Here is a 24037-nt window from a genome sequence, read left to right on the forward strand (position 1 = left end):
TGCCCGAATCGGACTCCGGATCCAAAGTCACTCGCAGAACCATGGGATGCGATGTCTGTCAGGACAGATGACGAAATGTCGGGCGGGGTTCCGATCCGATCAATACGGCTACGGCGTGCACTGCACGGACCGCGCCCCGAGGCCGTCCCCGTCCTCGTCGCCAGAGCCTGCGCACTCGTAGGCCTTCTGGACATCGCCGCCGGCGTCTTCCCACGCTTCCGGCACAGCCGTATGCACACCATGGCCGAGGTACTGCCCGGCGCGCTCGGGCCGTTCGCGGCCGCGCTCTCGCTCAGCACCGGTGTGCTGCTGCTGCTGCTCGCCCACGGCCTCAGGCGCCGCAAGCGCCGGGCCTGGCGGGCGGCCGTGGCACTGCTCCCGGCGGGCGCGCTGGCCCAGTTCACCTACCGCCACTCACTCGTCGGGGCGGCCATCTCGCTCGCCCTGCTCGCACCGCTGCTGCGCCACCGCGACCAGTTCAGGGCGCTGCCCGACCCACGCAGCCGCTGGCGCGCGCTCGCCAACTTCGTCCTCATGGGCGCCGGTTCGCTCGTCCTCGGGCTGATCATCGTCAGCGTCCACCCGAACCGCCTGGTCGGCGACCCGAGCCTGGCCGACCGCCTCACACACGTCCTGTACGGCCTCTTCGGCTTCGAGGGCCCCGTCGACTACCAGGGCGACACCTCGTGGACCGTCGGCGTCTCCCTGGGCGCCCTGGGCCTGCTCACGGCGATCACCACGATCTACCTCGCCTTCCGCCCCGAGCACCCCGCCGCCCAGCTCACCGAGGAGGACGAGTCCCGCCTCAGGGCGCTGCTGGCCAAGCACGGCGGCCGCGACTCCCTGGGCCACTTCGCGCTGCGCCGCGACAAGGCCGTCGTCTTCTCGCCCAGCGGCAAGGCCGCGGTGACCTACCGCGTCGTCTCCGGTGTGATGCTCGCCAGCGGCGACCCGATCGGCGACGTGGAGGCCTGGCCGGGCGCCATCGAGCGCTTCATGGACGAGGCCAAGGCGCACTCCTGGACGCCCGCCGTCATGGGCTGCTCGGAGACCGGCGGCGAGGTCTGGACCCGCGAGACCGGCCTGGACGCCCTCGAACTGGGCGACGAGGCGGTGGTGGACGTCGCGGATTTCTCGCTCGCCGGCCGCGCGATGCGCAACGTCCGCCAGATGGTCAAGCGCATCGAGCGGGCCGGTTACGAGACCCGGGTGCGGCGCGTCTGTGACCTCGGGGAGACCGAGCTGCGGCGCGTGCGGCAGGCCGCCGAGGACTGGCGCGGCACCGACACCGAGCGCGGCTTCTCGATGGCCCTCGGCCGGATCGGCGACCTCGCCGACGGCGACTGCCTCATCGCCACCGCCCACAAGGCGGACGACCAGCCCGGCCCGTACGGCGACCTCAAGGCGATCCTGCACTTCGTGCCGTGGGGCACCGACGGCGCCTCCCTCGACCTCATGCGACGGGACCGCGCCGCCGACCCCGGCATGAACGAACTGCTCATCGTCGCGGCCCTCCAGGCGGCCCCGAAGTTCGGCATCACGCGCGTGTCGCTGAACTTCGCCATGTTCCGCTCAGCCCTCGCGCGCGGCGAGAAGATCGGCGCGGGCCCGGTGCTGCGCGCCTGGCGCGGCCTGCTGGTGTTCCTGTCCCGCTGGTTCCAGATCGAGTCCCTGTACAAGTTCAACGCGAAGTTCCAGCCCCGCTGGGAGCCCCGCTTCGTCGTCTACCGGGCCTCCGGCGACCTCCCGCGCATCGGCTTCGCCGCCATGCAGGCCGAGGGCTTCGTCAACCTGGCCCTGCCGCTGCCGCGCTTCCTGCGCCGCCGCTCGCACACCGCACGCGCGTGTGCCCACGCGGTCGCGGAGCGGGACGTCAGGGCGGCCTGACCCACAGGCCGCTCGGGCCCGGCGTGCCACGCTGGGCCTAGGCTGAACGCATGAGCAAGCAGAGCGGACGCGGGCGCGTGGCCGGCCTTCCGGAATGGGACCGCTGCGCGGTCATGGGAGTCGTGAACGTCACCCCCGACTCCTTCTCCGACGGCGGCCGCTGGTTCGACACCACGGCCGCCGTCAAGCACGGCCTCGGGCTCGTCGAGGAGGGCGCCGACCTCGTCGACGTCGGCGGCGAGTCCACCCGCCCCGGCGCCACCCGCGTCGACGAGGCCGAGGAGCTGCGGCGCGTCATCCCCGTCGTCCGCGGTCTCGCCTCCGAAGGCGTCACGGTCTCCGTCGACACCATGCGTGCCTGTGTCGCCGAACAGGCCCTCGCCGCCGGCGCGGCCCTCGTCAACGACGTCAGCGGCGGCCTCGCGGACCCCGCGATGGTCCCGGTCGTCGCCGAGGCGGGCGCCCCCTTCGTCGTCATGCACTGGCGCGGCTTCCTGGAGGGCGGCAACGTCAGGGGCGTCTACGCCGACGTCGTCGCCGAGGTCGTCGACGAGCTCCACGCGCGCGTGGACGCCGTCCTCGCGGGCGGCATCTCCCCCGACCGGGTGGTCGTCGACCCGGGTCTCGGCTTCTCCAAGGACGCCGAGCACGACCTGGTCCTCCTCTCCCACCTCGACCGCCTCCTCGGCCTCGGCCACCCCCTCCTCGTCGCTGCCTCCCGCAAGCGGTTCCTCGGCCGTGTCCTCGCCGGCCCCGGGAGCGCCCCGCCGCCCGCGCGCGAGCGCGACGCCGCCACGGCCGCCGTCTCGGCCCTCGCGGCGCACGCCGGGGCGTGGGCGGTGCGCGTGCACGAGGTGCGCGCCACGGCCGACGCGGTACGGGTCGCGCGCGCCGTGGAAGGAGCCCGGTGAGCGCCCCCCACACCGACGTGGAGCAGGTGGAAGCCGCCAACACCGCCTTCTACGAGGCACTGGAGCGCGGCGACTTCGAAGAGCTGTCCGCGCTCTGGCTCACCCCTGCCGACCTGGGCGTCGACGAGACCTACCACGACCCCGCCGACGTCGGCGTGGTCTCCTGCGTGCACCCCGGCTGGCCCGTGCTGACCGGACGCGGCGAGGTCCTGAGGTCGTACGCGCTGATCATGGCGAACACGGACTACATCCAGTTCTTCCTCACGGACGTCCACGTCTCCGTCACCGGCGACACCGCCCTGGTGACCTGCACCGAGAACATCCTCAGCGGGGGCCCCGCGCCCGAGGGCGGTGAGGAACTCGGCCCGCTCGTCGGCCAGCTGGTGGTCGCCACGAACGTGTTCCGCCGCACCCCCGAGGGCTGGAAGCTGTGGTCCCACCACGCCTCCCCCGTGCTGGCCGAGAACGGCGAGGACGAGGACCCGGACGCGGCCGGGGACGCCTCTTCCTGAACCCGTCGGGATTAAGAAGTGGTTGGAATCACGCACCCCTGGGTATGGGCGGCTACCAACCCGTGAGCCGCCGGGTTCCCCAGGGGAAACACATGGTGAAACCTCCTGGCCCCGGCACCGGCCGCGCCCACGTTGCCCGGCCCTGTCCGTGCTCGCAGGTAGATTCGTTCGAGGCCGGCGTACCGCCCGCACACGGTACGGACCGGCCGTCACCGACGATTGCAGGAGTGATTCGCGTGGATCGTGTCGCGCTGCGCGGCCTGAAGGCCCGCGGGCACCACGGTGTGTTCCCCGAGGAACGCGAGGAGGGCCAGACCTTCGTCGTGGACCTCGTCCTCGGCCTGGACACCCGGCCGGCCGCCGCCGACGACGACCTGACGAAGACCGTGCACTACGGCATCGTGGCGGAGGAGGTCGTGGCCGTCGTCGAAGGCGAGCCCGTCAACCTCGTCGAGACCCTCGCCGAGCGCATCGCCCAGGTCTGTCTGAAGCACGAACGGGTAGAGGAGGTCGAGGTCAGGGTCCACAAACCCGAAGCACCGATCACCGTGCCCTTCGACGACGTGACCGTCACCATCACCCGGAGCCGAGTATGACCGCGTCCTTCGCCGCGGGTCACAGCGACCCGACCGTACAGCCGGTGCCCGCCTCCGTCGTGCAGCAGGTGGACGCCGCCGACACCACGCTCCACAACCCGAAGCGTGCCGTGCTCTCCCTCGGTTCCAACCTCGGCAACCGCCTGGAGACCCTCCAGGGGGCCGTCGACGCCCTCGAGGACACGCCCGGCGTCCGCGTCAAGGCCGTCTCCCCGGTCTACGAGACCGAGCCGTGGGGCGTGGCCGCCGACAGCCAGCCCTCGTACTTCAACGCGGTCGTCGTGCTGAAGACCACACTCCCCCCGTCCTCCCTGCTGGAGCGGGCGCACGCGGTCGAGGAGGCCTTCAACCGGGTGCGGGACGAGCGCTGGGGCCCGCGCACCCTCGACGTCGACATCGTCGCGTACGCGGACCTGGTCTCCGACGATCCGGTCCTCACCCTGCCCCACCCCCGCGCCCACGAGCGCGCGTTCGTGCTCGTCCCCTGGCACGACGTGGAGCCCGAGGCACAGCTGCCCGGCCGCGGCCCGGTCGCAGCCCTCCTCGACACGGTCACGCGAAACGGCGTGGAAGCCCGCAAGGACCTGGAACTCCGGCTGCCCGAATAGCCGTTAAGGTCAACACGACCACTGTCCGTGGGACCACCCAAGGACCTCGGGGGAGTTGAAGGGGCACCGTGAGAGAGCTGCGCATCAGGTTGCTGGCCGCCGTCTTCGCCGTGGCCGGGATCCTGTCCTGGGCAGGCGCCCGCCTGTGGAACTCGATCGGGACCCTGCCCAGCGTCCCGCTGGCCGCCCCCATCGTCCTCGCCCTGATCGCCGTGGTCCTCCTGGCCACGGCGCTCTCCATCCGTGCCCGTCTCAAGGCCCAGCGCGAGCGCGTCCCCGAGGCGAAGGGCGTCGACCCCCTGATGGCGGCCCGCGCGGTCGTCTTCGGCCAGGCCAGCGCCCTGGTCGCCGCCCTCGTCTCCGGCATGTACGGCGGCACCGGCGTCTTCCTGCTGGAATCCCTCGACATCCCCGCCCGCCGCGACCAGGCCATCTACGCCGGCTTCTCGGTCCTCGCGGGCATCGCGGTGATAGCGGCGGCGATCTTCCTCGAGCGGGTGTGCAAACTCCCGGAGGACGACGACCGGAACACGGGGGCTCCGTCGACGGCGTGACGGCCAGCCGTCAGCGGGCCATGATCAGGCTCATGGCCTCGTTCCGCGTCGCCGCGTCCCGCAGCTGTCCGCGTACGGCCGAGGTGAGCGTCTTGGCACCGGGCTTGCGGATGCCCCGCATCGACATGCACATGTGCTCGCACTCCACGACGACGATCACGCCGCGCGGCTCCAGGATCTCCATCAGGGAGTCCGCGATCTGCGTGGTGAGTCGTTCCTGCACCTGCGGCCGCCGGGCGTAGACGTCCACGAGCCTGGCCAGCTTGGACAGTCCCGTGATCTTGCCGGTGGTGGCCGGAATGTATCCCACGTGGGCGACGCCCCGGAACGGCACGAGATGATGCTCACAGGTCGAGTACACCTCGATGTCCTTCACGAGCACCATCTCGTCGTGCCCCAGGTCGAACGTCGTGGTCAGCACGTCCTCGGGCTTCTGCCACAGCCCCGCGAATATCTCCTTGTACGCCCGCGCCACCCGCCCCGGCGTCTCGCGGAGCCCCTCGCGGTCCGGGTCCTCCCCGACCGCGATCAGCAGTTCGCGTACGGCGTTCTCGGCGCGCTTCTCGTCGAACTCGCCGATGGAGCCCTCGCTGGCCAGCGTCACGGGGTCGGTCATCTGGTGCCTCGTTCCTAGAGTCCCTCACGGCCGAAAAACGCCGTGCCCCCCAGGCTAGAACCTGGGGGGCACGGCATTCCATTCCGGGCCCGGTGAGGTCACCGGGGCCAGACGGCGAGCGTCAGCTCTCGGGGCGCTCCTCGGGAACGGCGTCCGGGACCTGCTCCGACGCGGTGGCCTTGGCGGTGGTGATCGCCGGGGCCGCGCCGTTGGCGCCGTTCGTCAGTGCGAGCTCCTTGGGGGAGAGCACCGGCGGACGGGTAGACGGCGTGCGACGGGAGGAGCCGGTCCAGGCCGGACGCGGGGGACGCTTGACGATCGGAGCGAAGATCTCGGCGATCTGCTCCTTGTTCAGCGTCTCCTTCTCCAGCAGCTGGAGCACCAGCTGATCGAGGACGTCGCGGTTCTCGACCAGGATCTCCCAGGCCTCGTTGTGCGCGGTCTCGATGAGCTTCTTGACCTCTTCGTCGACCAGCGCGGCGACCTCTTCCGAGTAGTCACGCGGGTGCGACATCTCACGTCCGAGGAACGGCTCGGTGTTGTCGCCACCGAACTTGATGGCGCCGAGACGCTCGGTCATGCCGTACTGCGTGACCATCGCGCGGGCCGTCGCCGTGGCCTTCTCGATGTCGTTCGCGGCGCCGGTGGTCGGGTCGTGGAAGACCAGTTCCTCGGCAGCGCGGCCGCCCAGCATGTAGGCGAGCTGGTCGAGCATCTCGTTGCGTGTGGTCGAGTACTTGTCCTCGTCCGGCAGGACCATGGTGTAGCCCAGAGCACGGCCTCGGGAGAGGATCGTGATCTTGTGGACCGGGTCGGAGTTGGGGGAAGCCGCCGCGACCAGGGCGTGTCCGCCCTCGTGGTACGCGGTGATCTTCTTCTCCTTGTCCGACATGATCCGGGTCCGCTTCTGCGGGCCCGCCACCACACGGTCGATCGCCTCGTCCAGCATCGAGTTGTCGATCAGCTTCTTGTCGCTGCGGGCGGTGAGCAGGGCGGCCTCGTTGAGGACGTTGCTCAGGTCCGCGCCGGTGAAGCCCGGCGTGCGACGCGCGACGGCCGACAGGTCGACGTCGGGCGCGACCGGCTTGCCCTTCTGGTGGACCTTGAGGATCTCCAGACGGCCCTGCATGTCCGGGCGGTCGACCGCGATCTGGCGGTCGAAGCGTCCGGGGCGCAGGAGGGCCGGGTCGAGGATGTCGGGCCGGTTCGTCGCGGCGATGAGGATCACACCGCCCTTGACGTCGAAGCCGTCCATCTCGACGAGCAGCTGGTTCAGCGTCTGCTCGCGCTCGTCGTGACCGCCGCCGAGGCCGGCGCCGCGGTGGCGGCCGACCGCGTCGATCTCGTCGACGAAGACGATCGCCGGGGCGTTCGCCTTGGCCTGCTCGAACAGGTCACGCACTCGGGAGGCACCGACACCGACGAACATCTCGACGAAGTCGGAACCGGAGATCGAGTAGAACGGCACGCCGGCCTCGCCCGCGACGGCGCGCGCGAGCAGGGTCTTGCCGGTGCCGGGAGGGCCGTACAGCAGTACGCCCTTGGGGATCTTGGCCCCGACGGCCTGGAACTTCGCCGGTTCCTGGAGGAACTCCTTGATCTCCTGGAGCTCCTCGACGGCCTCGTCCGAGCCGGCGACGTCCGAGAACGTCGTCTTCGGGGTGTCCTTGGTGATGAGCTTCGCCTTGGACTTCCCGAAGTTCATGACCCGGGAGCCGCCGCCCTGCATCTGATTCATCAGGAACAGGAAGACGACCACGATGAGGACGAAGGGGAGCAGGGAGAGCAGGATCCCGACGAAGGCGTTCTGCTTCGTCGGCGAGACGGTGTACCCGTCGGGGATCTGCTTGTCCTGGTACTTGTTCTGCAGCACGGTGGCGAGGTCACGGCCCTGGTCGCCGATGTAGCTCGCCTGGATCTTCGAGCTGCCCTCGACCTTTTCGCCGTCCTTGAGCTGCACCTTGATGGTGTTCTCGTCGCCGGTGGTCAGTTTCGCTGATTCGGCCTTGTTGTCATTGATCGCCTGGACGACCTGGCCGGTGTCCACCGTCTTGTAGCCACCGGACGAGCCGACGACCTGCATCAACACGACCACGGCAAGGACGGCCAGCACGATCCACATGACCGGCCCACGGAAGTATCGCTTCACGTCCATCCATACGGAGCGGTGCCGCCCCGTCCCTCCTGCCATAGTGAGTTTGATAAGACAGTTCTTCTGACGGTACCCCAGCATTGTCGCCCGAAGCCGCACGGGACGGCTGGCACACCCGTCTGCATGCTCCAACGGCGCGAAACCCGCCGGGGTTCCCGTTCGTCCTACAAAGACGGCTCTGTTGGCTCAGCGGGCGCTGCAGCCACGTTTCAGCCGCCGTAGACGTGGGGCGCGAGCGTACCGACGAACGGGAGGTTGCGGTACTTCTCGGCGTAGTCGAGACCGTAGCCGACGACGAACTCGTTGGGGATGTCGAAGCCGACCCACTCGACGTCGATGGCGACCTTGGCGGCGTCCGGCTTGCGCAGCAGGGTGCACACCTTGAGCGACTCCGGCTCGCGTGAGCCCAGGTTGGACAGCAGCCAGGACAGGGTCAGGCCGGAGTCGATGATGTCCTCGACGATCAGGACGTGCCTGCCCTTGATGTCGGTGTCGAGGTCCTTGAGGATCCGCACCACGCCGGAGGACTGGGTGCCCGCGCCGTAGGACGACACGGCCATCCAGTCCATGGTGACGGGGGTGGACAGCGCCCGGGCGAGGTCGGCCATGACCATCACCGCGCCCTTGAGGACGCCGACGATCAGCAGGTCCTTGCCCGCGTACTCCGCGTCGATCTTCGCGGCGAGCTCCACGAGCTTCGCGTCGATCTCTTCCTTGGTGATGAGTACCTCTTTGAGGTCGGCACCCATGTCTTTCGCGTCCACCCGCATCACTTTCGGTCGTCCCAGCGGCCGCCCAACACCCCCCAAAGGGGAGCAAGGGTTCAGCCTTGCCGAATCACCAGTCTGCCACCCTGCCGCTGGGCGACGACCTTGCCCGGGAGATTGATGGCTCCCTGGCCGCGCCAGCCGGTGATCAGGCGGTCGACTTCCTCGATGTGGCGGGCGAACAGCGATCCGGCCGGGGCGCCGGCCTCGATGGCCGCCTGGCGCAGGATGCGGCGGCGTACGGCGGGCGGCAGCGCGTAGAGCTTGGCGCACTCCAGGAGGCCGGCGGCGTCGCGTACGGAGGCCTCGGCCTGGCGGGCCCAGGCGTCGAGGGCGTCGGCGTCGTCGCGGGAGAGCTGGGCCGTACGCGCGAGGGCCTCGACGACTCCTTTGCCGAGGGCCTTCTCCAGCGCGGGCAGGCCTTCGTGGCGCAGCCGGGAGCGCGTGTAGGCGGGGTCGGTGTTGTGCGGGTCGTCCCACACGGGCAGGGACTGGACCATGCAGGCCTTGCGGGCGGTCTGCCGGTCGAGTCCCAGGAAGGGGCGGCGGTAACGGCGGGCGGCTCCCGGGCCCCCGGAGACAGCGGCCATGCCGGACAGCGAGCGGATGCCGGAGCCGCGGGCGAGGCCGAGCAGGACGGTTTCGGCCTGGTCGTCACGGGTGTGGCCGAGCAGGACGGCGAGCGCGCCGTGGCGTTCGGCCGCGGCGTCGAGGGCGGCGTAGCGGGCGTCGCGCGCGGCGGCCTCGGGTCCGCCTTCGCGGCCGACGGTCACGGCGGTGGACTCGACGGGGTCCAGGCCGAGTTCGCGCAGCCTGAGGACGACTTCCTCGGCGCGCAGGTCGGAGCCGGGCTGAAGGCCGTGGTCGACGGTGACGCCGCCGGCGCGGAGGCCGAGTTTGGGGGCCTCGAAGGCGAGGGCGGAGGCGAGGCCCATGGAGTCGGCACCGCCGGAGCAGGCCACGAGCACGAGCGGCGACGGCGGGCGCTCGTGCGGGTTCTGCGCGGTTGCAGCATGGTGGTCGTTGAGGATGTCGTGGAGGACGCGGCGGACCGCCAGGCGTATCGCCGCGACCGCAGGATGGGGACCCATGTCCGGTTCCCTTCATGAAGTTTTCGGGGGTGAGCCCGAGGTTCGGTCACTCAGAGTGTGTAGATGGTGACAGAACCGGGCCGTTCCCCGAGCATTGCACGCCTACCCCTCGCTCACGGTCCCTCGGACGGGTGATTGAAGGGGCGTTCGCCTGCCGTCGGCCGGATTCCTCTCACGACGTCCGTACGCGGTTCACGACTCGGCCTTGCGGTGCACCCGCGCGACCCAGTCCGCCGGTTTGGCGATCTCCGTCTTGGTCGGGAGTGTGTTCGGAGAGGTCCATACGCGGTTGAAGCCGTCCATGCCGACCTGGTCGACGACGGCCCGCACGAAGCGCTCGCCGTCGCGGTACTGCCGGAGTTTGGCGTCCAGGCCGAGCAGCTTGCGCAGGGCCATGTCCAGGCGGGAGGCGCCCTTGGCCCGCCGCTGCTGGAACTTCTCGCGGATCTCGGCGACGCTCGGCACGACGGCCGGGCCCACGCCGTCCATGACGAAGTCGGCGTGGCCCTCCAGGAGGGACATCACGGCGGTGAGGCGGCCGAGGATCTCGCGCTGGGCCGGCGTCTGCACGATCTCCACGAGCGAGCGCCCGCCGTCGTCGTCCTCCTCGCCCTCGGGCCGTCCGCCGGCCAGCGACTGGGCGGCCTCCCGGATGCGCTCCAGGACGGTCATCGGGTCGACCTCGGTCTCCCCGAGGAACGACTGGATTTCGCCCTCCAGGTGGTCGCGCAGCCAGGGCACGGCCGTGAACTGGGTGCGGTGCGTCTCCTCGTGCAGACACACCCACAGGCGGAAGTCGTGGGGCTGGACGTCGAGTTCGCGTTCCACGTGCACGATGTTCGGGGCGACGAGCAGGAGCCGGCCGCCGCCGTTCTCCCCCGCCGGGAGTTCGCGGGTGGCCGGGGCGAAGGTCTCGTACTGGCCGAGGACGCGGGAGGACAGGAACGACAGGAGCATCCCGAGTTCGACGCCGGTCACCTTGCCGCCGACGGCGCCGAGGACCGCGCCGCCGGGGGTGTTGCCGCGCCGCTCCTGCATCTTCTCCAGGAGCGGTTTGAGGAGTTCCCGGAACCCGGCGACGTTCGCCCGGACCCAGCCGGGACGGTCGACGACGAGTACGGGAGTGTCGTGGACGCCTTCCGTCCCCATCCGGGTGAAGCCCCGGACGTGTTCCTCCGCAGCCTTGGCGTGCCGGCGCAGTTCCGCGACGACGGCCCGGGCCTCGTCGCGGCTCACGTCGGGGCCCGGCCGCACGAGCCGGGTCGCGGTCGCCACCGCGAGATTCCAGTCGACCATCTCGGCACCACCGATGCTCGTCATGCGTCAACCGTACGTGAGGGGCCCCACTTGGGGCAGGCCGCGCGGGAGGGCAACGCGGACGCCGGGTCAGCCGCAGCCGCAGGCCGCCAGCGCGGAGGCCGTGCGGTCCAGGGCGCTCTGCGCCGCTCCCGGGTCCGTGGTGTCCGAGGTCAGGAACGCGAACGCCAGCAGCCGGCCGTCCTGGTCGACGACGGTCCCGGCCAGGGTGTTCACCCCCGTCAGCGTGCCCGTCTTCGCCCGTACGACACCTGCCGCGCCGTCGGTGTAACGGCTGGTCAGCGTGCCGGTGAAACCCGCGACGGGGAGGCCGGTGAGGACGGGGCGCAGCTCCGGGTGGGCGGGGTCGCCCGCCTTCACCAGCAGGGACGTCAGCAGGTTCGCCGTGAGCCGGTCGGCGCGGTCGAGTCCGCTGCCGTCGTGGAACTCGGCGCCGGCGAGCGGGAGTCCGAGTTTCCTCAGCCGGTCGCGGATGGCGTGGCCGCCGCCCTCGAAGTCGGCGCGCTGCTTGCCCGCGACGGCGGTCTGGCGGGCGAGGGCCTCGGCGATGTCGTTGTCGCTGTTGGTCAGCATGCGTTCGACCAGGGCGGACAGGGGCGGTGAGGAAACCTGGGCGAGGTTCTCGGCGCGGCCGGTCGCCTTGGAGGGGCCGGGGGACGTCGTCCTGATGCCGTCTTCGGCGAGGAACCGCGCGAAGGTCCGGGTCGCGTCCGCTGCCGGGTCGCTCACGCGCGCGACGGGGCCGCTGGCGGAGTCGTCGGTGCGGGCCTCGTCCACCATCAGGGCGCTGACGGGGGCGAGGTTGTCGTTGACCCCGATCGGGTGGATCTCCGAGCCCGCGTAGAGGGTCTTGTCGTAGGAGAGCGTGACCGTCCTGATGTCCCGCTTCTTGAGGGCCGCGGCGGTGTCCCGGGCCAGCTCGCGCAGGCTCGCCCAGCCGTCGGTGTCCGCGCGGGCGGTGAGCGTGGGGTCGCCGCCGCCGACCAGGACGAGCTCCTTGGTGTCGGGTTCCAGGTCCGCGCGCGTGGTGAGGCGGTGGTCGGCGCCGAGGGCGGAGAGGGCGGCCACGGCGGTGGCGATCTTCGTCGTCGAGGCGGGGATGAGCGCCGCGCCGGTGCCCGCGCCGTAGAGGCGTCTGCCGCTGGCGACGTCCACGACGGCCGCCGTGTGGCGGGTGCCGAGCGCGGTGTTGCCGAGCAGCGGCCCGAGGACGCTGGAAAGGGCTTTTCCGGTGGGAGCGGCCTTCACCGTGTCGACCCCACCGCCCACCCCGGCGAGCACGGACGCGGCGCTCGGGGCGGGGCGCGGCGCGGCGGCCGTCGTACCGGTGTCGGCTTCGTGATCTGTGCCACCCGTCCGGTCGAGGGCGACCGCCCGGTCCCGCTCGGCCGTACGCTGACCCGAGGAGTCCCACGGACCGGCGGCGGTCGCCACGGTGGCGGCCAGCGCCAGACCGGCGGTGGCGGCGCCCGCGGTGTACTGCCAGGTCTTGACGGTCTTCGGCCGGGTCACCCCGGAAAGCCGTGTGAACTGCGGTTTCACGGCGGCGGCGGTCCGTGCGAGATACGGCCGTACGGTCTCCGTGGCCCGGGTGAGTCCTGGACGTACGGCGTCCGCGGCGCGTGTCAGACGCGGTCGTACGGCGTTCACGATCCGCGTCGCACGCGGTCTCGCGGCCCGCCAAGGCCTCAGTTCAGGCACGACCAACAGCCCCTTTCGCGATCACACACCTGCGTGAGGGACACTTAACCACCAGAACTATGTGTTGATCATGGAGGAGTCACCGGTGGAGTTCGACGTCACGATCGAGATCCCGAAGGGTTCGCGGAACAAGTACGAGGTGGACCACGAGACCGGTCGGATCCGCCTGGACCGTCGACTCTTCACCTCGACCGCCTACCCGACCGACTACGGCTTCGTCGAGAACACCCTCGGCGAGGACGGCGACCCGCTGGACGCGCTGGTCATCCTTGACGAGCCGACGTTCCCGGGCTGTCTCATCAAGTGCCGTGCGATCGGCATGTTCCGCATGACGGACGAGGCCGGCGGCGACGACAAGCTGCTGTGCGTCCCGGCGACGGACCCGCGTGTCGAGCACCTGCGTGACATCCACCACGTCTCCGAGTTCGACCGCCTGGAGATCCAGCACTTCTTCGAGGTCTACAAGGACCTGGAGCCCGGCAAGTCCGTCGAGGGCGCCGACTGGGTCGGCCGTGTCGACGCCGAGGCCGAGATCGAGCGGTCCTACAAGCGCTTCAAGGACCAGGGCGGCCACTGAGCCCTGGGTCACGGACGGGCCGCACGCGCACGCGTGCGGCCCGTCCGTGTGCCCGCGCATACTGAGGCTTACGGAATGTGTCGTTCAGGGAGCGTTACGGAGTGACGGAGGCGGAGCACCGCAAGCCGCAGTCGGACGAGGCCAGGAGTTCCTACGACTCCGAGATCACGTCCGAGTTCGCCCTTCCCGACGGGCTCGCCGTGCCGAGAACCGTCGGCGGTGAGCCGGAGACCACGTCCGAGTTCGCGGTGCCGAAGGGGCTGGACGTGCCGCAGCCGCCGGTCGTGGAGCCGGAGGGGTCGGCGTTCAGCATGCCCCGCACCTACAGCGCGAAGGACGCGCCGCCCGCGTTCACCCCGCCGACCGGCATACCGGTGGTCAGCCTGACCAAGGACGTGCCCTGGCAGGACCGGATGCGCACGATGCTGCGGATGCCGGTGGCCGAGCGGCCGGCGCCGGAGCCGGTGCAGAAGTCCGAGGACGACGCCGGTCCGGCCGTCCCGCGCGTGCTCGACCTGACCCTGCGTATCGGCGAGCTGCTGCTCGCGGGCGGCGAGGGCGCGGAGGACGTGGAGGCGGCGATGTTCGCCGTCTGCCGGTCCTACGGCCTGGACCGCTGCGAGCCGGGGGTGACCTTCACGCTGCTGTCGATCTCGTACCAGCCGTCGCTCGTGGACGACCCCGTGACGGCCTCCAGGACGGTGCGGCGGCGCGGCACCGACTACACGCGCCTCGCGGCCGTGTTCCGGCTCGTGGACGACCTCAGCGACCCCGAGACGGTCATCTCCCTGGAGGACGCCTACCGGCGGCTCGCGGAGATCCGCCGCAACCGGCACCCGTATCCGACCTGGGTGCTCACCTCGGCGAGCGGGCTGCTCGCGGGCGCGGCCTCCGTGCTGGTCGGCGGCGACCTGCTGGTGTTCGTCGCGGCCATGCTGGGCGCGATGCTCGGCGACCGGCTGGCGTGGCTGTGCGCGGGGCGCGGGCTGCCGGAGTTCTACCAGTTCACGGTCGCCGCGATGCCGCCCGCCGCGATCGGCATCGCGCTGACGCTGGCCGACGTGGACGTGAAGGCCTCCGCGGTCATCACCGGTGGGCTGTTCGCGCTGCTGCCCGGGCGGGCGCTGGTGGCGGGCGTCCAGGACGGGCTGACCGGCTTCTACATCACCGCGTCGGCCCGGCTCCTGGAGGTCATGTACTTCTTCGTCGGCATCGTGGTGGGCGTGCTGGTGATGCTCTACGTCGGAGTGCAGCTGGGGGCGCACCTCAATCCCGACGAGGCGCTGTCGACGCAGCCGCGGCCGCTGTGGCAGATCGCGGCGTCGATGCTGCTGTCGCTGACGTTCGCGGTGCTGCTGCAGCAGGAACGATCCACCGTGCTGGCCGTCACCTTGAACGGCGGTGTCGCGTGGTGTGTGTACGGCGCGATGGCCTACACCGGCGGTTTCTCCCCGGTCGCCTCCACGGCGGTGGCGGCGGGGCTGGTCGGCCTGTTCGGGCAGTTGCTGTCCCGGTACCGGTTCGCCTCCGCGCTGCCGTACACGACCGCGGCGATCGGGCCGCTGCTGCCGGGTTCCGCCACGTACTTCGGGTTGTTGTCGATCGCCGGGAGCCAGGTCGACGAGGGGCTGGTGTCGCTGTCGAAGGCGGCGGCACTCGCCATGGCCATCGCCATCGGGGTCAACCTGGGATCCGAGATCTCCCGGCTGTTCCTCAGGGTCGGTTCCGCGGGGAAGCGCCGGGCCGCCAAGAGGACGCGCGGCTTCTGACCTTCGGTCAGTAGCCCTCGTTGTACGGGTACTGCTGGTTCTGCTGGGGCTGCCCGCCGTACTGCTGGTTGCCGTGGTTCTGCGGGTACTGCTGGGCGTAGGGCTGCTGCTGCGGCTGCTGGCCGTAGGGCTGCTGCTGTTGCTGCTGGCCGTAGTACTGGTCGTAGCCGTACTGCTGCTGAGGAGGCTGCTGCTCGTCGTCGGACGGGATGCGGCGGAGCTGGGTCGTGGCGTCGTCCATGGGCTGGTACGGCTGCTGGGGCGGGGTCTGCGCGGCCGCCCGCTTCTTCTTGGAGCGCTCCCGCAGGTACTCGATGAGGATCGGGACCACCGAGACCAGGACGATCAGGACCAGGATCGCCTCGACGTTCTTCTTGATGACGTCGATCTGGCCGAGCCAGTAGCCGGCGAGGGTGACGCCGGTGCCCCAGGCGGCACCGCCGATGACGTTGTACGTCAGGAAGGTGCGGTACTTCATCCGGCCGGCGCCCGCCACGATGGGGGCGAAGGTCCGTACGATCGGCACGAAGCGGGCCAGGACGATGGCTTTGGGGCCGAACTTCTCCATGAACTCATGGGCCTTCTCCAGGTTCTCCTGTTTGAAGAGCTTGGAGTTGGGGCGGCTGAAGAGCTTCGGCCCGAAGAACTTGCCGATCATGTAGCCGACCTGGTCACCGAGGACGGCGGCCGCGACGATGAGCGTGCACACCAGCCACAGGGGCTGGCTGATGAAGTTCCCCTCGGCCACGAAGAGACCCGCCGTGAACAGCAGGGAGTCACCCGGCAGGAACGCGAAGAGCCCCGATTCGGCGAAGACGATCAGCAGGATGCCGGGCAGGCTGAAGGTCTGGATCAGGTAGTCGGGACTGATCCACTCGGGGCCGAGCGCGAGCGTGGTCACGGGATTGTGGCTCCTGCTGGTGGGGGCGGGGCTGGCTGCCCAAAGTATCAACGCAGCCGTGGTGGCCCAGGTTCCATGGGGCTCCCCAGGATGCACTGTGGCCTCTCTGGGACAAAGCTGTGAGCCATGGGTATTGACGAATACGGCGGCGGCCAGGGGCCCCGGCCCGATGTGCTCGTGGTGACCACCAACGACGTGCCCGGCCACCGGGTCCAGGAGGTGCTGGGCGAGGTCTTCGGGTTGACCGTGCGCTCCCGGCACCTCGGCAGCCAGATCGGCGCCGGGCTGAAGTCGATGATCGGCGGTGAGCTCAGGGGGCTCACCAAGACGCTGGTGCAGACCCGCAACCAGGCCATGGAGCGGCTTGTCGAGCAGGCACGCGCGCGCGGGGCGAACGCCGTGCTGATGTTCCGCTTCGACGTGACCGAGGCCGCGGACGTCGGCACCGAGGTGTGCGCCTACGGCACGGCGGTGGTCCTGACCCGGGAGTAGCCCCGGGTCAGGCGCATCAGGCGGTGTGCCGGGCCGCGTTCGCCGTGATCGCGTCCCGGAGGTGCTCGGCGAGACCGGGGCGCATGGAGTCGTAGAACGCCTTGAAGCGCTCGTCCGACACGTACATCTCGCCCAGGCACCGGTGCATCTCGTACGGGCAGTCGTAGAACCAGCGGCAGATGTGCTGCCGGTGTTCCTCCGCCATGTCCATGGCCGCCGGGGAGGCCGGCGCGTCACCGGCGGCCATCAGGGCGTCGTAGCGCTCGCCCCAGTCGGCCACCTCCGCCTGCATGCGCTTCCAGTCGTCCTTGGTGTAGCTCGCGGTGCGGCGCTGCGACTCGGCGTACGCCGCCGTGCCGCCCCAGCGCTGCTCCACCTCGTCCGCGTACTGCTCCGGGTCCTTGTCCCCGAACACCTCGAACCTCTCCTCCGGCGTGAGATCGATCCCCATCTTGCGTGCCTCCATGGCGTGTTCCACGGCCGTCGCCATCTTCTGCAGCCTCTCGATCCGGGCGGTCAGCAGCTCGTGCTGGCGGCGCAGGTGCGCGCGCGGGTCCGCGGCCGGGTCGTCGAGCAGGGCGGCGACCTCCTCCAGCGGGAAGCCGAGCTCGCGGTAGAACAGGATCTGCTGGAGCCGGTCGAGGTCGCCGTCGCTGTAGCGCCGGTGGCCCGCGTGGCTGCGCTCGCCGGGCACGAGCAGGCCGATGTCGTCGTAGTGGTGCAGCGTGCGCACCGTGACGCCGGCGAAGCCCGCGACCTGTCCCACGGAGTAGCCCACTTCGTCCGCTCCCTTCTCGGTACGCGCTCCACGGTGGCGCCTCACGCCACGTGAGGTGCAAGCCCGGCACGAACGCCTCCGGATGTAACGCCCGTTATGTCCGTTTAACGTGAGCCCGTGGCCCAGGACACCGCACAGCAGGCATCCTCCGCCCCGGCGACCCCGGCGCGCGCCCTGCTGCCGTTGTTCCTCCCCGCTGTCGTCGTCGGGGTGGGGGCGAGTCTGCTGCTCCTCGGGGTCAGCGCGGCGGCCGAGGCGCTTCAGCACGTGCTGTGGCACAACCTGCCGGACGCGCTGGGGGTGGGCCGGTACTCCGTGCTGTGGATGCTGGTGGTGCTCACGGCGACCGGGGTGGCCGTAGGTCTGGTGGTGTGGAAGGTGCCGGGGCACGCCGGGCCGGATCCGGCCACCCTGGGGCTCGACGCTCCGGTGCTGCCGCTCGCCGTGCTGCCGGGGCTGCTGCTGGCGACCGCGCTGATGCTCGCGGGCGGGCCGAGCCTGGGCCCCGAGAACCCGATCATCGCGGTGAACGTGGCCCTGGCCTTCTGGCTCGGGGGCCGGCTGATCCCCCGGATGCCGCGCGGACTGTGGCCGGCGCTGGCGGAGGCGGCGACGATCGGCGCGCTGTTCGGCACGCCGGTGGCGGCGGCGCTGGTGATCTCCGAGGCGCTGGCCGGGCGGCAGCTCAGGGGCGCGCTGTGGGACAACGTCTTCGGTCCGCTGGCCGCGGCGGCGGCCGGGGCACTGACGGTCACCCTGCTGGACCATCCGTCCTTCGACCTGCATCTGCCGGCGTTCGGCCGCCCCGGCTGGGGCGATCTGCTGGCGGCCCTGGTGATCGCGTCGGCCGCCGCGCTGCTCGGCATGGCGGCCGTACGGGCCTTCCCGTACGTCCATGGCGCGTTCGCGCGGCTGCGGCACCCGATGGTGATGCTCCCGGCCGGCGGGCTCGTCCTGGGGCTGCTGGCGGCCCTCGGTGGCCACCTGACGCTCTTCAAGGGGCTCGACGAGACCGGCGAGCTGGCGGCCGATCCGGCGGGCTGGTCGGCCGGGCAGTTCGCCACCATGACGGTGGTGAAGCTCGCCGCGCTGCTCGTCGCCGCCTCCTGCGGCTTCCGAGGCGGGCGGATCTTCCCGGCCGTGTTCGTCGGCGTCGCGTTCGGGCTGTGCGCCCACGCGCTCGTGGACGCCGTACACCCTGCCGTCGGCGTGGCGACCGGGGTGCTGGGCATACTGCTCGCCGTCACCCGGCAGGCCTGGGTGAGTCTGTTCGTCGCCGCCGTGCTGGTGGCCTCTCCCACGATCCTCGCGCTGCTGTGCGTCGCCTCGCTGCCGGCCTGGCTGCTGGTGACGGGACGGCCGCAGATGCAGTTGCGCGAAGACGGAACCCCGGTGCACTGACCGACGTTGATCTCTTCAGGAGGCACGCCCATGCCACTGCACAAAGGACCCGAGAAGCGCGACGAGCGCCCGCTGTCCGTCAATCCCTTCTACGGCGAGGCCGATCCGGTCGGCGGAATGACCGAGGCCCCGCCCAAGCACCGGCTCCCCACCGCTCCCCTGCCGCCGTCGACCGCCTACCAGGTGGTCCACGACGAGCTGATGCTCGACGGCAACTCCCGGCTGAACCTGGCCACCTTCGTGACCACCTGGATGGAACCGCAGGCCGGGGTCCTGATGGGTGAGTGCCGGGACAAGAACATGATCGACAAGGACGAGTACCCGCGCACCGCCGAGCTGGAGCGGCGCTGTGTGGCGATGCTCGCCGACCTGTGGAACGCGCCGGATCCCTCGGCGGCGGTGGGCTGTTCGACGACCGGGTCCAGCGAGGCGTGCATGCTCGCGGGGATGGCGCTGAAGCGGCGCTGGGCCCAGCGGAACGCCGACCGCTATCCGGGGGCGCGACCCAACCTCGTCATGGGGGTCAACGTCCAGGTCTGCTGGGAGAAGTTCTGCAACTTCTGGGAGGTGGAGGCCCGCCTGGTGCCCATGGAGGGCGACCGCTTCCACCTCGACCCGCAGACCGCCGCCGAGCTGTGCGACGAGAACACCATCGGGGTGGTGGGCATCCTCGGCTCCACCTTCGACGGCTCCTACGAGCCGATCGCGGACCTGTGCGCCGCCCTGGACGCCCTCCAGGAGCGCACCGGTCTGGACATCCCCGTGCATGTCGACGGGGCGTCGGGTGCCATGGTCGCGCCCTTCCTCGACGAGGACCTGGTGTGGGACTTCCGGCTGCCCAGGGTCGCCTCGATCAACACCTCGGGGCACAAGTACGGGCTGGTCTACCCCGGTGTCGGCTGGGCGCTGTGGCGGGACAAGGAGGCGCTGCCCGAGGAGCTCGTGTTCCGGGTGAACTACCTGGGCGGCGACATGCCCACCTTCGCGCTGAACTTCTCGCGCCCCGGCGCCCAGGTCGTCGCTCAGTACTACACCTTCCTGCGGCTGGGCCGCGAGGGCTACCGGGCCGTGCAGCAGTCCACCCGGGACGTGGCCAGGGGCGTCGCCGAACGCGTGGAGGCGCTCGGCGACTTCCGGCTGCTGACCCGCGGTGACGAGCTCCCGGTGTTCGCGTTCACGACGGCTCCGGGCGTCGAGGCGTACGACGTCTTCGACGTCTCCCGGCGGCTGCGCGAGCGGGGCTGGCTCGTGCCGGCGTACACCTTCCCGCCGAACCGCGAGGACCTGTCGGTGCTCCGGGTGGTGTGCCGCAATGGCTTCTCGACCGACCTCGCCGACCTGTTCGTGGAGGACCTGGAGAGCCTGCTGCCCGAACTGCGCCGCCAGCCGCACCCGTCCACGAGGGACAAGGACGCGGCGACCGGGTTCCACCACTAGAGCCTGTCCGGCGTTGATCAGCCGGCGTCCCCGGGATGCCGCTCCCCCGTCGCGTACGGGTTCTCCTCGCCCTCGGCGAGGACACCCACGAACGGGCTGCCCTCCCCCGCGAAGGTGTACGCCCCGTCCTCGATGCGGGCGATGAGCCCCTGGGTCCACTCGGCCTCGGCGTCGGCCGTGTGGACCCAGAGGTTCATGATCTCGCCGATGTGACCGAGCTGCTGCGTGCCGCCCTCGGGCACATAGTGCTCGGTGACGGTGGAGCGCCACTCCTCGATGCGCCGGACGCGCTCCTTGAGCAGCGACACCGCCTCCGCGCGCGGCAGGTCGACCATGAAGCCGATGGCCGCCGACTTGATGTCCGTCTTCTGGTCGTAGGAGGTCAGCGCCTCCCGCACCAGTCGCAGGAACTCCTCGGTGCCCAGGTCGGTGATCTCGTACTCGGTGCGCGGCGGGCCGCCGACCGTGGAGGGCGCGATCTCGTGCGCGTGCAGCAGCCCCTGCTTCGCCATCTGCTTCAGGGCGTGATAGATCGAGCCCGGCTTGGCGTTGGACCACTCGTGCGCGCCCCAGTACTCCAGGTCGCCTCGCACCTGGTAGCCGTGGGCCCGCCCGTGCTGGCGCACCGCGCCGAGCACGAGGAGGCGGATCGTTGACATGCGGTCCAGGTTATGGCTTCCTCACTTCGCGGCGAGTGCCACCAGCTCGAAGGCCGTCTTCCCGTCCAGGGACTCCCGGATGATGTCGGCGTGCCCGGCATGGCGGGCCGTCTCACGGATCAGGTGCAGCAGCACCCAGCGCACGGAGACCCGGCCCTCGGGCGGGAACCAGGGCTGGTCCGGGAGCGCGAAGGTGTCGTCGAGGCTCGGCACCGAGCGGGCGAACGCCTCCGTCTCCGCGGCCACCTTCTCCCAGTACGCCAGTTGCGACTCGACGCTCTCGCCGTCGACCAGGGCGAGACACTCGTGCCAGTTCGACTGGTCCCGCTGCACGGCCGGCTCCTCGCCCTTGGCGCGGGCGATCCAGCTCTGCTCGACCTCGGCGACGTGTTTGACCAGCCCGCCCAGGGAGAGTTCGCTCGCGCTGGGCTTGGCGGCGGCCTGTTCGTCCGTCAGCCCGAGCACCGAGCGCCGGATCCCGCCGCGCTGCTCCTCCAGGAAGGACAGGAGCGCTCCGCGCTCGTCGCCGTACTCCTCAGCGGGGACGTGAGTGACCATGACAGCCGCCTTTCATCGGGCTCGGGGGCCTTCCCCCGACACCCATGAAGCTACGGGCCCTTCAGGACAGATCCGGTCCTGAAGGGCCCGTGTCGGCCGTCGTGAGAGGGGCGTCAGAACGGGAAGCGGCTTCGGCCGTGCTGGACCGAGATCCACTTGGTGGTGGTGAAGGAGTCCAGCATGGTGTCGCCGTTCAGGCGGCCGATGCCGGAGCGCTTCTCGCCGCCGAAGGGGACGATCGGCTCGTCGTGGACGGTGCCGTCGTTGACGTGGAACATGCCGGTGTCGATCTGCTTGGCGAAGGCGACACCGCGCTCGATGTCCGCGGTGTGGACGGCGCCGCTGAGGCCGTACGGGGTGTCGTTGACCAGGCGGACGGCCTCCTCCTCGCCGTCGAAGGTGGCGAGGAGGGCGACCGGGCCGAAGAGCTCCTGCTTGAGCAGGGGCGAGTTCGCGGGGAGGTCCGTGAGGACGGAGGGCTCGACCAGGTTGTCCCTCCTGGTGCCGTGGATCAGCGCGGTCGCGCCGTCGGCGATCGCCTGCTCGACGGCGCCCGAAACCGCCTCCGCCTGGGAGGAGTTGATGATCGGTCCGATGACCGTCTCGGGGTCGCGCGGGTCGCCGGCCTTGAGGGTCTTCACCTTGGCGACGAACTTCTCGGTGAACTCCTCGGCGACCGTACGGTCGACCAGGACGCGGTTGGCGGCCATGCAGACCTGGCCCTGGTGGACGTAGCGGCTGAAGACGGCGGCGTCGACCGCGTAGTCGATGTCGGCGTCGTCGAGGACCACCAGGGCGCTGTTGCCGCCCAGTTCGAGGACCGAGCGCTTGAAGTGGGAGGCGCAGACGGTGGCCACGTGGCGGCCGACCTTGTCGGAGCCGGTGAAGGAGATGACCTTCGGGACCGGGTGCTCCAGGAAGGCGTCGCCGATCTCGGCGATGTCGGTGATGACGACGTTGAGCAGACCGCCGGGCAGTCCCGCGTCCTCGAAGATCTTCGCGACCAGCGAGCCGCCGACGATCGGGGTGTTCTGGTGCGGCTTGAGGACGACGGCGTTGCCGAGCGCGAGCGCGGGGGCGACCGACTTGATCGACAGCAGGAAGGGGAAGTTGAAGGGGCTGATCACGCCCACGACGCCGACCGGCACGCGGTAGACGCGGTTCTCCTTCCCGTCCACCGGCGAGGGGATGATCCTGCCCTCGGGGCGCAGCGACAGGTTGATCGCCTCGCGCAGGAACTCCTTGGCGAGGTGGAGTTCGAAGCCGGCCTTCAGGCGGGTGCCGCCGAGCTCCGCGATGATCGCCTCGGCGATCTCCCCCTCGCGCTCCTCGATCAGCCGGAGCGCCTTCTCGAACACCGCACGGCGGGCGTAGGGGTTGGTCTCGGCCCACTTCTTCTGCGCGCGGGCGGCGGCCTGGTAGGCCTCGTCGACCTCGTCGACCGTGGCTATCGTGATCGACGCCAGCTTCTCGTCGTCGTACGGGTTGAAATCGATGATGTCCCAGGAGCCTGTGCCCGGGCGCCACTCACCGTCGATGTACTGCTGGGCCAGGTCGGTGAAGTACGACGACATGTGATCCCCAAATCACTAGCAGACACACGATCAACGTCACGGTCTGATCACATGTCATCGTACGTGCGTGGCACGCCAGTTGGGCACGCTGAGCAATCTTCTGGGGAGAACCCTCGGGGCCCGGTGGAGGTCCCGCGCGCTTCAGGACAGTTGGAGGAGGCCGCGCAGCAGATCCCGGCTCTCGTCCGGGCCCGGGCTGTCCTGCTGGAGTTCCTTCATCGCCTTCTCGTACTGCGTGACGTCCTCGCGCTTGTCCAGATAGAGCGCGCTGGTGAGCTGCTCCAGGTAGACGACGTCCGTCAGGTCGGACTCGGTGAAGCTGAGGATCGTGAAGGCACCGCTCTCACCGGAGTGGCCGCCGAAGCCGAACGGCATGATCTGCAGCCGTACGTTGGGGCGCTCGGAGACCTCGATGAGGTGCTGGAGCTGGCCGCGCATCACCGCGCGGTCGCCGTACGGGCGGCGCAGGGACGCCTCGTCGAGCACCACGTGGAACTCGGGACCGGCTTCGTCGACCAGGTGCTTCTGCCGCTCCAGGCGCAGCTCCACGCGCTTCTCCACGTCCGCCTCGCTCGCGCCCTTCATACCGCGCCGCACCACTGCACGTGCATACGCCTCGGTCTGCAACAGGCCGTGGATGAACTGGACTTCGTAGACCCGGATGAGGGAGGCCGCGCCCTCCAGGCCCACATAGGTGGGGAACCAGCTCGGCAGGACGTCGGAGTAACTGTGCCACCAGCCCGCGACGTTGGCCTCACGGGCGAGGGAGAGGAGCGAGGCCCGCTCCTGCTCGTCGGTGATGCCGTACAGCGTCAACAGGTCTTCCACGTCACGTGTCTTGAAGCTCACCCGGCCCAACTCCATCCGGCTGATCTTCGACTCGGACGCGCGGATCGAGTAGCCCGCCGCCTCGCGCGTGATGCCCCGTGCCTCACGCAGTCGCCTGAGTTGCGAGCCGAGCAGCATCCGCCGCACCACCGATCCGGGCTCTCCCGCGCTCACGTTCGCCAGCCTCCCCAACGTCTTCAGGGGCCGAAGTCTGCCACTAAAACACTCCGAGCAGTACTCGTCCGATTACAGATATGGAAAGAAGCCAAAGTTTCTGCACAGGGCCGAGACAGATAGAGGGGAGGAAGAGGCAAGAACCTGTAGAGAAGATGGCGGAAAAAATGGCCAACA

The 24037-nt window shown here is 70.3% G+C and carries 23 protein-coding genes; 11 read left to right on the plus strand and 12 right to left on the minus strand.

The window, feature by feature from the left end; all coding sequences use genetic code 11:
• Positions 1–75: 75 nt before the first annotated feature.
• From ABZT06_RS35450 to ABZT06_RS35475, 6 genes are all read left to right on the plus strand, one after another.
• Positions 76–1887: a phosphatidylglycerol lysyltransferase domain-containing protein gene (locus ABZT06_RS35450; protein WP_355750817.1), complete on the plus strand. Its 1812-nt coding sequence runs from the start codon at positions 76–78 to the stop codon at positions 1885–1887.
• A gap of 50 nt (positions 1888–1937) precedes the next feature.
• A complete protein-coding gene (folP, locus tag ABZT06_RS35455) occupies positions 1938–2798 on the plus strand; it encodes a dihydropteroate synthase (protein WP_355750611.1) in 861 nt (286 codons plus the stop codon).
• Positions 2795–3310 carry a nuclear transport factor 2 family protein gene (locus ABZT06_RS35460; protein ID WP_355750614.1) on the plus strand — a complete coding sequence of 172 codons (516 nt, stop codon included), beginning with the start codon at positions 2795–2797 and terminating at the stop codon, positions 3308–3310. The genes folP and ABZT06_RS35460 overlap by 4 nt, the downstream gene beginning before the upstream one ends.
• Before the next feature lie 236 nt (positions 3311–3546).
• A complete protein-coding gene (folB, locus tag ABZT06_RS35465; protein ID WP_355750617.1) occupies positions 3547–3906 on the plus strand; it encodes a dihydroneopterin aldolase in 360 nt (119 codons plus the stop codon).
• Positions 3903–4514 (plus strand): 2-amino-4-hydroxy-6-hydroxymethyldihydropteridine diphosphokinase, encoded by a 612-nt coding sequence (folK, locus tag ABZT06_RS35470; RefSeq protein WP_355750619.1) that lies wholly within the window; start codon positions 3903–3905, stop codon positions 4512–4514. Before folB ends, folK begins: the two co-directional genes overlap by 4 nt.
• Positions 4515–4582: 68 nt before the next feature.
• On the plus strand, positions 4583–5068 hold the full coding sequence (locus tag ABZT06_RS35475; protein ID WP_355750622.1) for a DUF3180 domain-containing protein: 486 nt from the start codon (positions 4583–4585) through the stop codon (positions 5066–5068).
• A gap of 10 nt (positions 5069–5078) precedes the next feature.
• Here ABZT06_RS35475 and folE read toward each other — a convergent pair whose 3' ends face one another.
• The 6 genes from folE to dacB form a co-directional block, all read right to left on the minus strand.
• Positions 5079–5684 (minus strand): GTP cyclohydrolase I FolE, encoded by a 606-nt coding sequence (gene folE, locus ABZT06_RS35480; RefSeq protein WP_355750625.1) that lies wholly within the window; start codon positions 5682–5684, stop codon positions 5079–5081.
• Positions 5685–5805: 121 nt separating this feature from the next.
• Positions 5806–7839 (minus strand): ATP-dependent zinc metalloprotease FtsH, encoded by a 2034-nt coding sequence (gene ftsH / locus ABZT06_RS35485; RefSeq protein WP_355750628.1) that lies wholly within the window; start codon positions 7837–7839, stop codon positions 5806–5808.
• A 206-nt stretch (positions 7840–8045) separates the two neighbouring features.
• Positions 8046–8606 carry a hypoxanthine phosphoribosyltransferase gene (gene hpt, locus ABZT06_RS35490; protein ID WP_020122574.1) on the minus strand — a complete coding sequence of 187 codons (561 nt, stop codon included), beginning with the start codon at positions 8604–8606 and terminating at the stop codon, positions 8046–8048.
• Between the two features lie 53 nt (positions 8607–8659).
• On the minus strand, positions 8660–9694 hold the full coding sequence (gene tilS / locus ABZT06_RS35495; protein WP_355750633.1) for a tRNA lysidine(34) synthetase TilS: 1035 nt from the start codon (positions 9692–9694) through the stop codon (positions 8660–8662).
• Between the two features lie 192 nt (positions 9695–9886).
• Positions 9887–11014, minus strand: a complete 1128-nt coding sequence (locus ABZT06_RS35500) for a zinc-dependent metalloprotease (RefSeq protein WP_355750636.1) — start codon at positions 11012–11014, stop codon at positions 9887–9889.
• Positions 11015–11080: 66 nt separating this feature from the next.
• Positions 11081–12718 (minus strand): D-alanyl-D-alanine carboxypeptidase/D-alanyl-D-alanine-endopeptidase, encoded by a 1638-nt coding sequence (dacB, locus tag ABZT06_RS35505; RefSeq protein WP_355750639.1) that lies wholly within the window; start codon positions 12716–12718, stop codon positions 11081–11083.
• A 79-nt stretch (positions 12719–12797) separates the two neighbouring features.
• Here dacB and ABZT06_RS35510 point away from each other — a divergent pair, with 79 nt between their 5' ends.
• Complete coding sequence (locus ABZT06_RS35510; RefSeq protein ID WP_007383738.1) at positions 12798–13289, plus strand: inorganic diphosphatase; 492 nt, start codon at positions 12798–12800, stop codon at positions 13287–13289.
• A 101-nt stretch (positions 13290–13390) separates the two neighbouring features.
• The gene (locus ABZT06_RS35515; protein WP_355750643.1) at positions 13391–15058 is read left to right on the plus strand and encodes a threonine/serine exporter family protein; all 1668 of its coding nucleotides are present in this window, start codon (positions 13391–13393) and stop codon (positions 15056–15058) included.
• Positions 15059–15065: 7 nt separating this feature from the next.
• On the opposite strand, the gene ABZT06_RS35520 is transcribed toward ABZT06_RS35515, so the two are convergent.
• Positions 15066–15959 (minus strand): VTT domain-containing protein, encoded by an 894-nt coding sequence (locus tag ABZT06_RS35520; protein ID WP_355750646.1) that lies wholly within the window; start codon positions 15957–15959, stop codon positions 15066–15068.
• A 126-nt stretch (positions 15960–16085) separates the two neighbouring features.
• Between ABZT06_RS35520 and ABZT06_RS35525 the strand changes: the two genes are divergently transcribed.
• Positions 16086–16451 carry a YbjQ family protein gene (locus ABZT06_RS35525; RefSeq protein WP_355750649.1) on the plus strand — a complete coding sequence of 122 codons (366 nt, stop codon included), beginning with the start codon at positions 16086–16088 and terminating at the stop codon, positions 16449–16451.
• A 16-nt stretch (positions 16452–16467) separates the two neighbouring features.
• Here the strand turns inward: ABZT06_RS35525 and ABZT06_RS35530 are convergent, their stop codons facing one another.
• Positions 16468–17229: a MerR family transcriptional regulator gene (locus ABZT06_RS35530; protein ID WP_355750652.1), complete on the minus strand. Its 762-nt coding sequence runs from the start codon at positions 17227–17229 to the stop codon at positions 16468–16470.
• 117 nt (positions 17230–17346) lie between these two features.
• Between ABZT06_RS35530 and ABZT06_RS35535 the strand changes: the two genes are divergently transcribed.
• Positions 17347–18630, plus strand: coding sequence for an ion channel protein (locus ABZT06_RS35535; protein WP_355750654.1), 1284 nt, complete (start codon positions 17347–17349; stop codon positions 18628–18630).
• Between the two features lie 30 nt (positions 18631–18660).
• Positions 18661–20067: a glutamate decarboxylase gene (locus ABZT06_RS35540; protein WP_355750657.1), complete on the plus strand. Its 1407-nt coding sequence runs from the start codon at positions 18661–18663 to the stop codon at positions 20065–20067.
• Positions 20068–20084: 17 nt separating this feature from the next.
• Here ABZT06_RS35540 and ABZT06_RS35545 read toward each other — a convergent pair whose 3' ends face one another.
• From ABZT06_RS35545 to ABZT06_RS35560, 4 genes are all read right to left on the minus strand, one after another.
• Positions 20085–20726 carry a PadR family transcriptional regulator gene (locus tag ABZT06_RS35545; RefSeq protein WP_355750659.1) on the minus strand — a complete coding sequence of 214 codons (642 nt, stop codon included), beginning with the start codon at positions 20724–20726 and terminating at the stop codon, positions 20085–20087.
• A 21-nt stretch (positions 20727–20747) separates the two neighbouring features.
• Positions 20748–21284, minus strand: coding sequence for a DinB family protein (locus ABZT06_RS35550; RefSeq protein ID WP_355750661.1), 537 nt, complete (start codon positions 21282–21284; stop codon positions 20748–20750).
• A 113-nt stretch (positions 21285–21397) separates the two neighbouring features.
• Positions 21398–22858 carry an aldehyde dehydrogenase family protein gene (locus ABZT06_RS35555; RefSeq protein ID WP_355750664.1) on the minus strand — a complete coding sequence of 487 codons (1461 nt, stop codon included), beginning with the start codon at positions 22856–22858 and terminating at the stop codon, positions 21398–21400.
• Between the two features lie 141 nt (positions 22859–22999).
• Positions 23000–23824, minus strand: a complete 825-nt coding sequence (locus tag ABZT06_RS35560) for a helix-turn-helix transcriptional regulator (protein ID WP_355750820.1) — start codon at positions 23822–23824, stop codon at positions 23000–23002.
• Positions 23825–24037 lie beyond the last annotated feature (213 nt).

The organism is Streptomyces sp. NPDC005483, from assembly GCF_040606035.1.
Classification (GTDB): Bacteria; Actinomycetota; Actinomycetes; order Streptomycetales; family Streptomycetaceae; genus Streptomyces.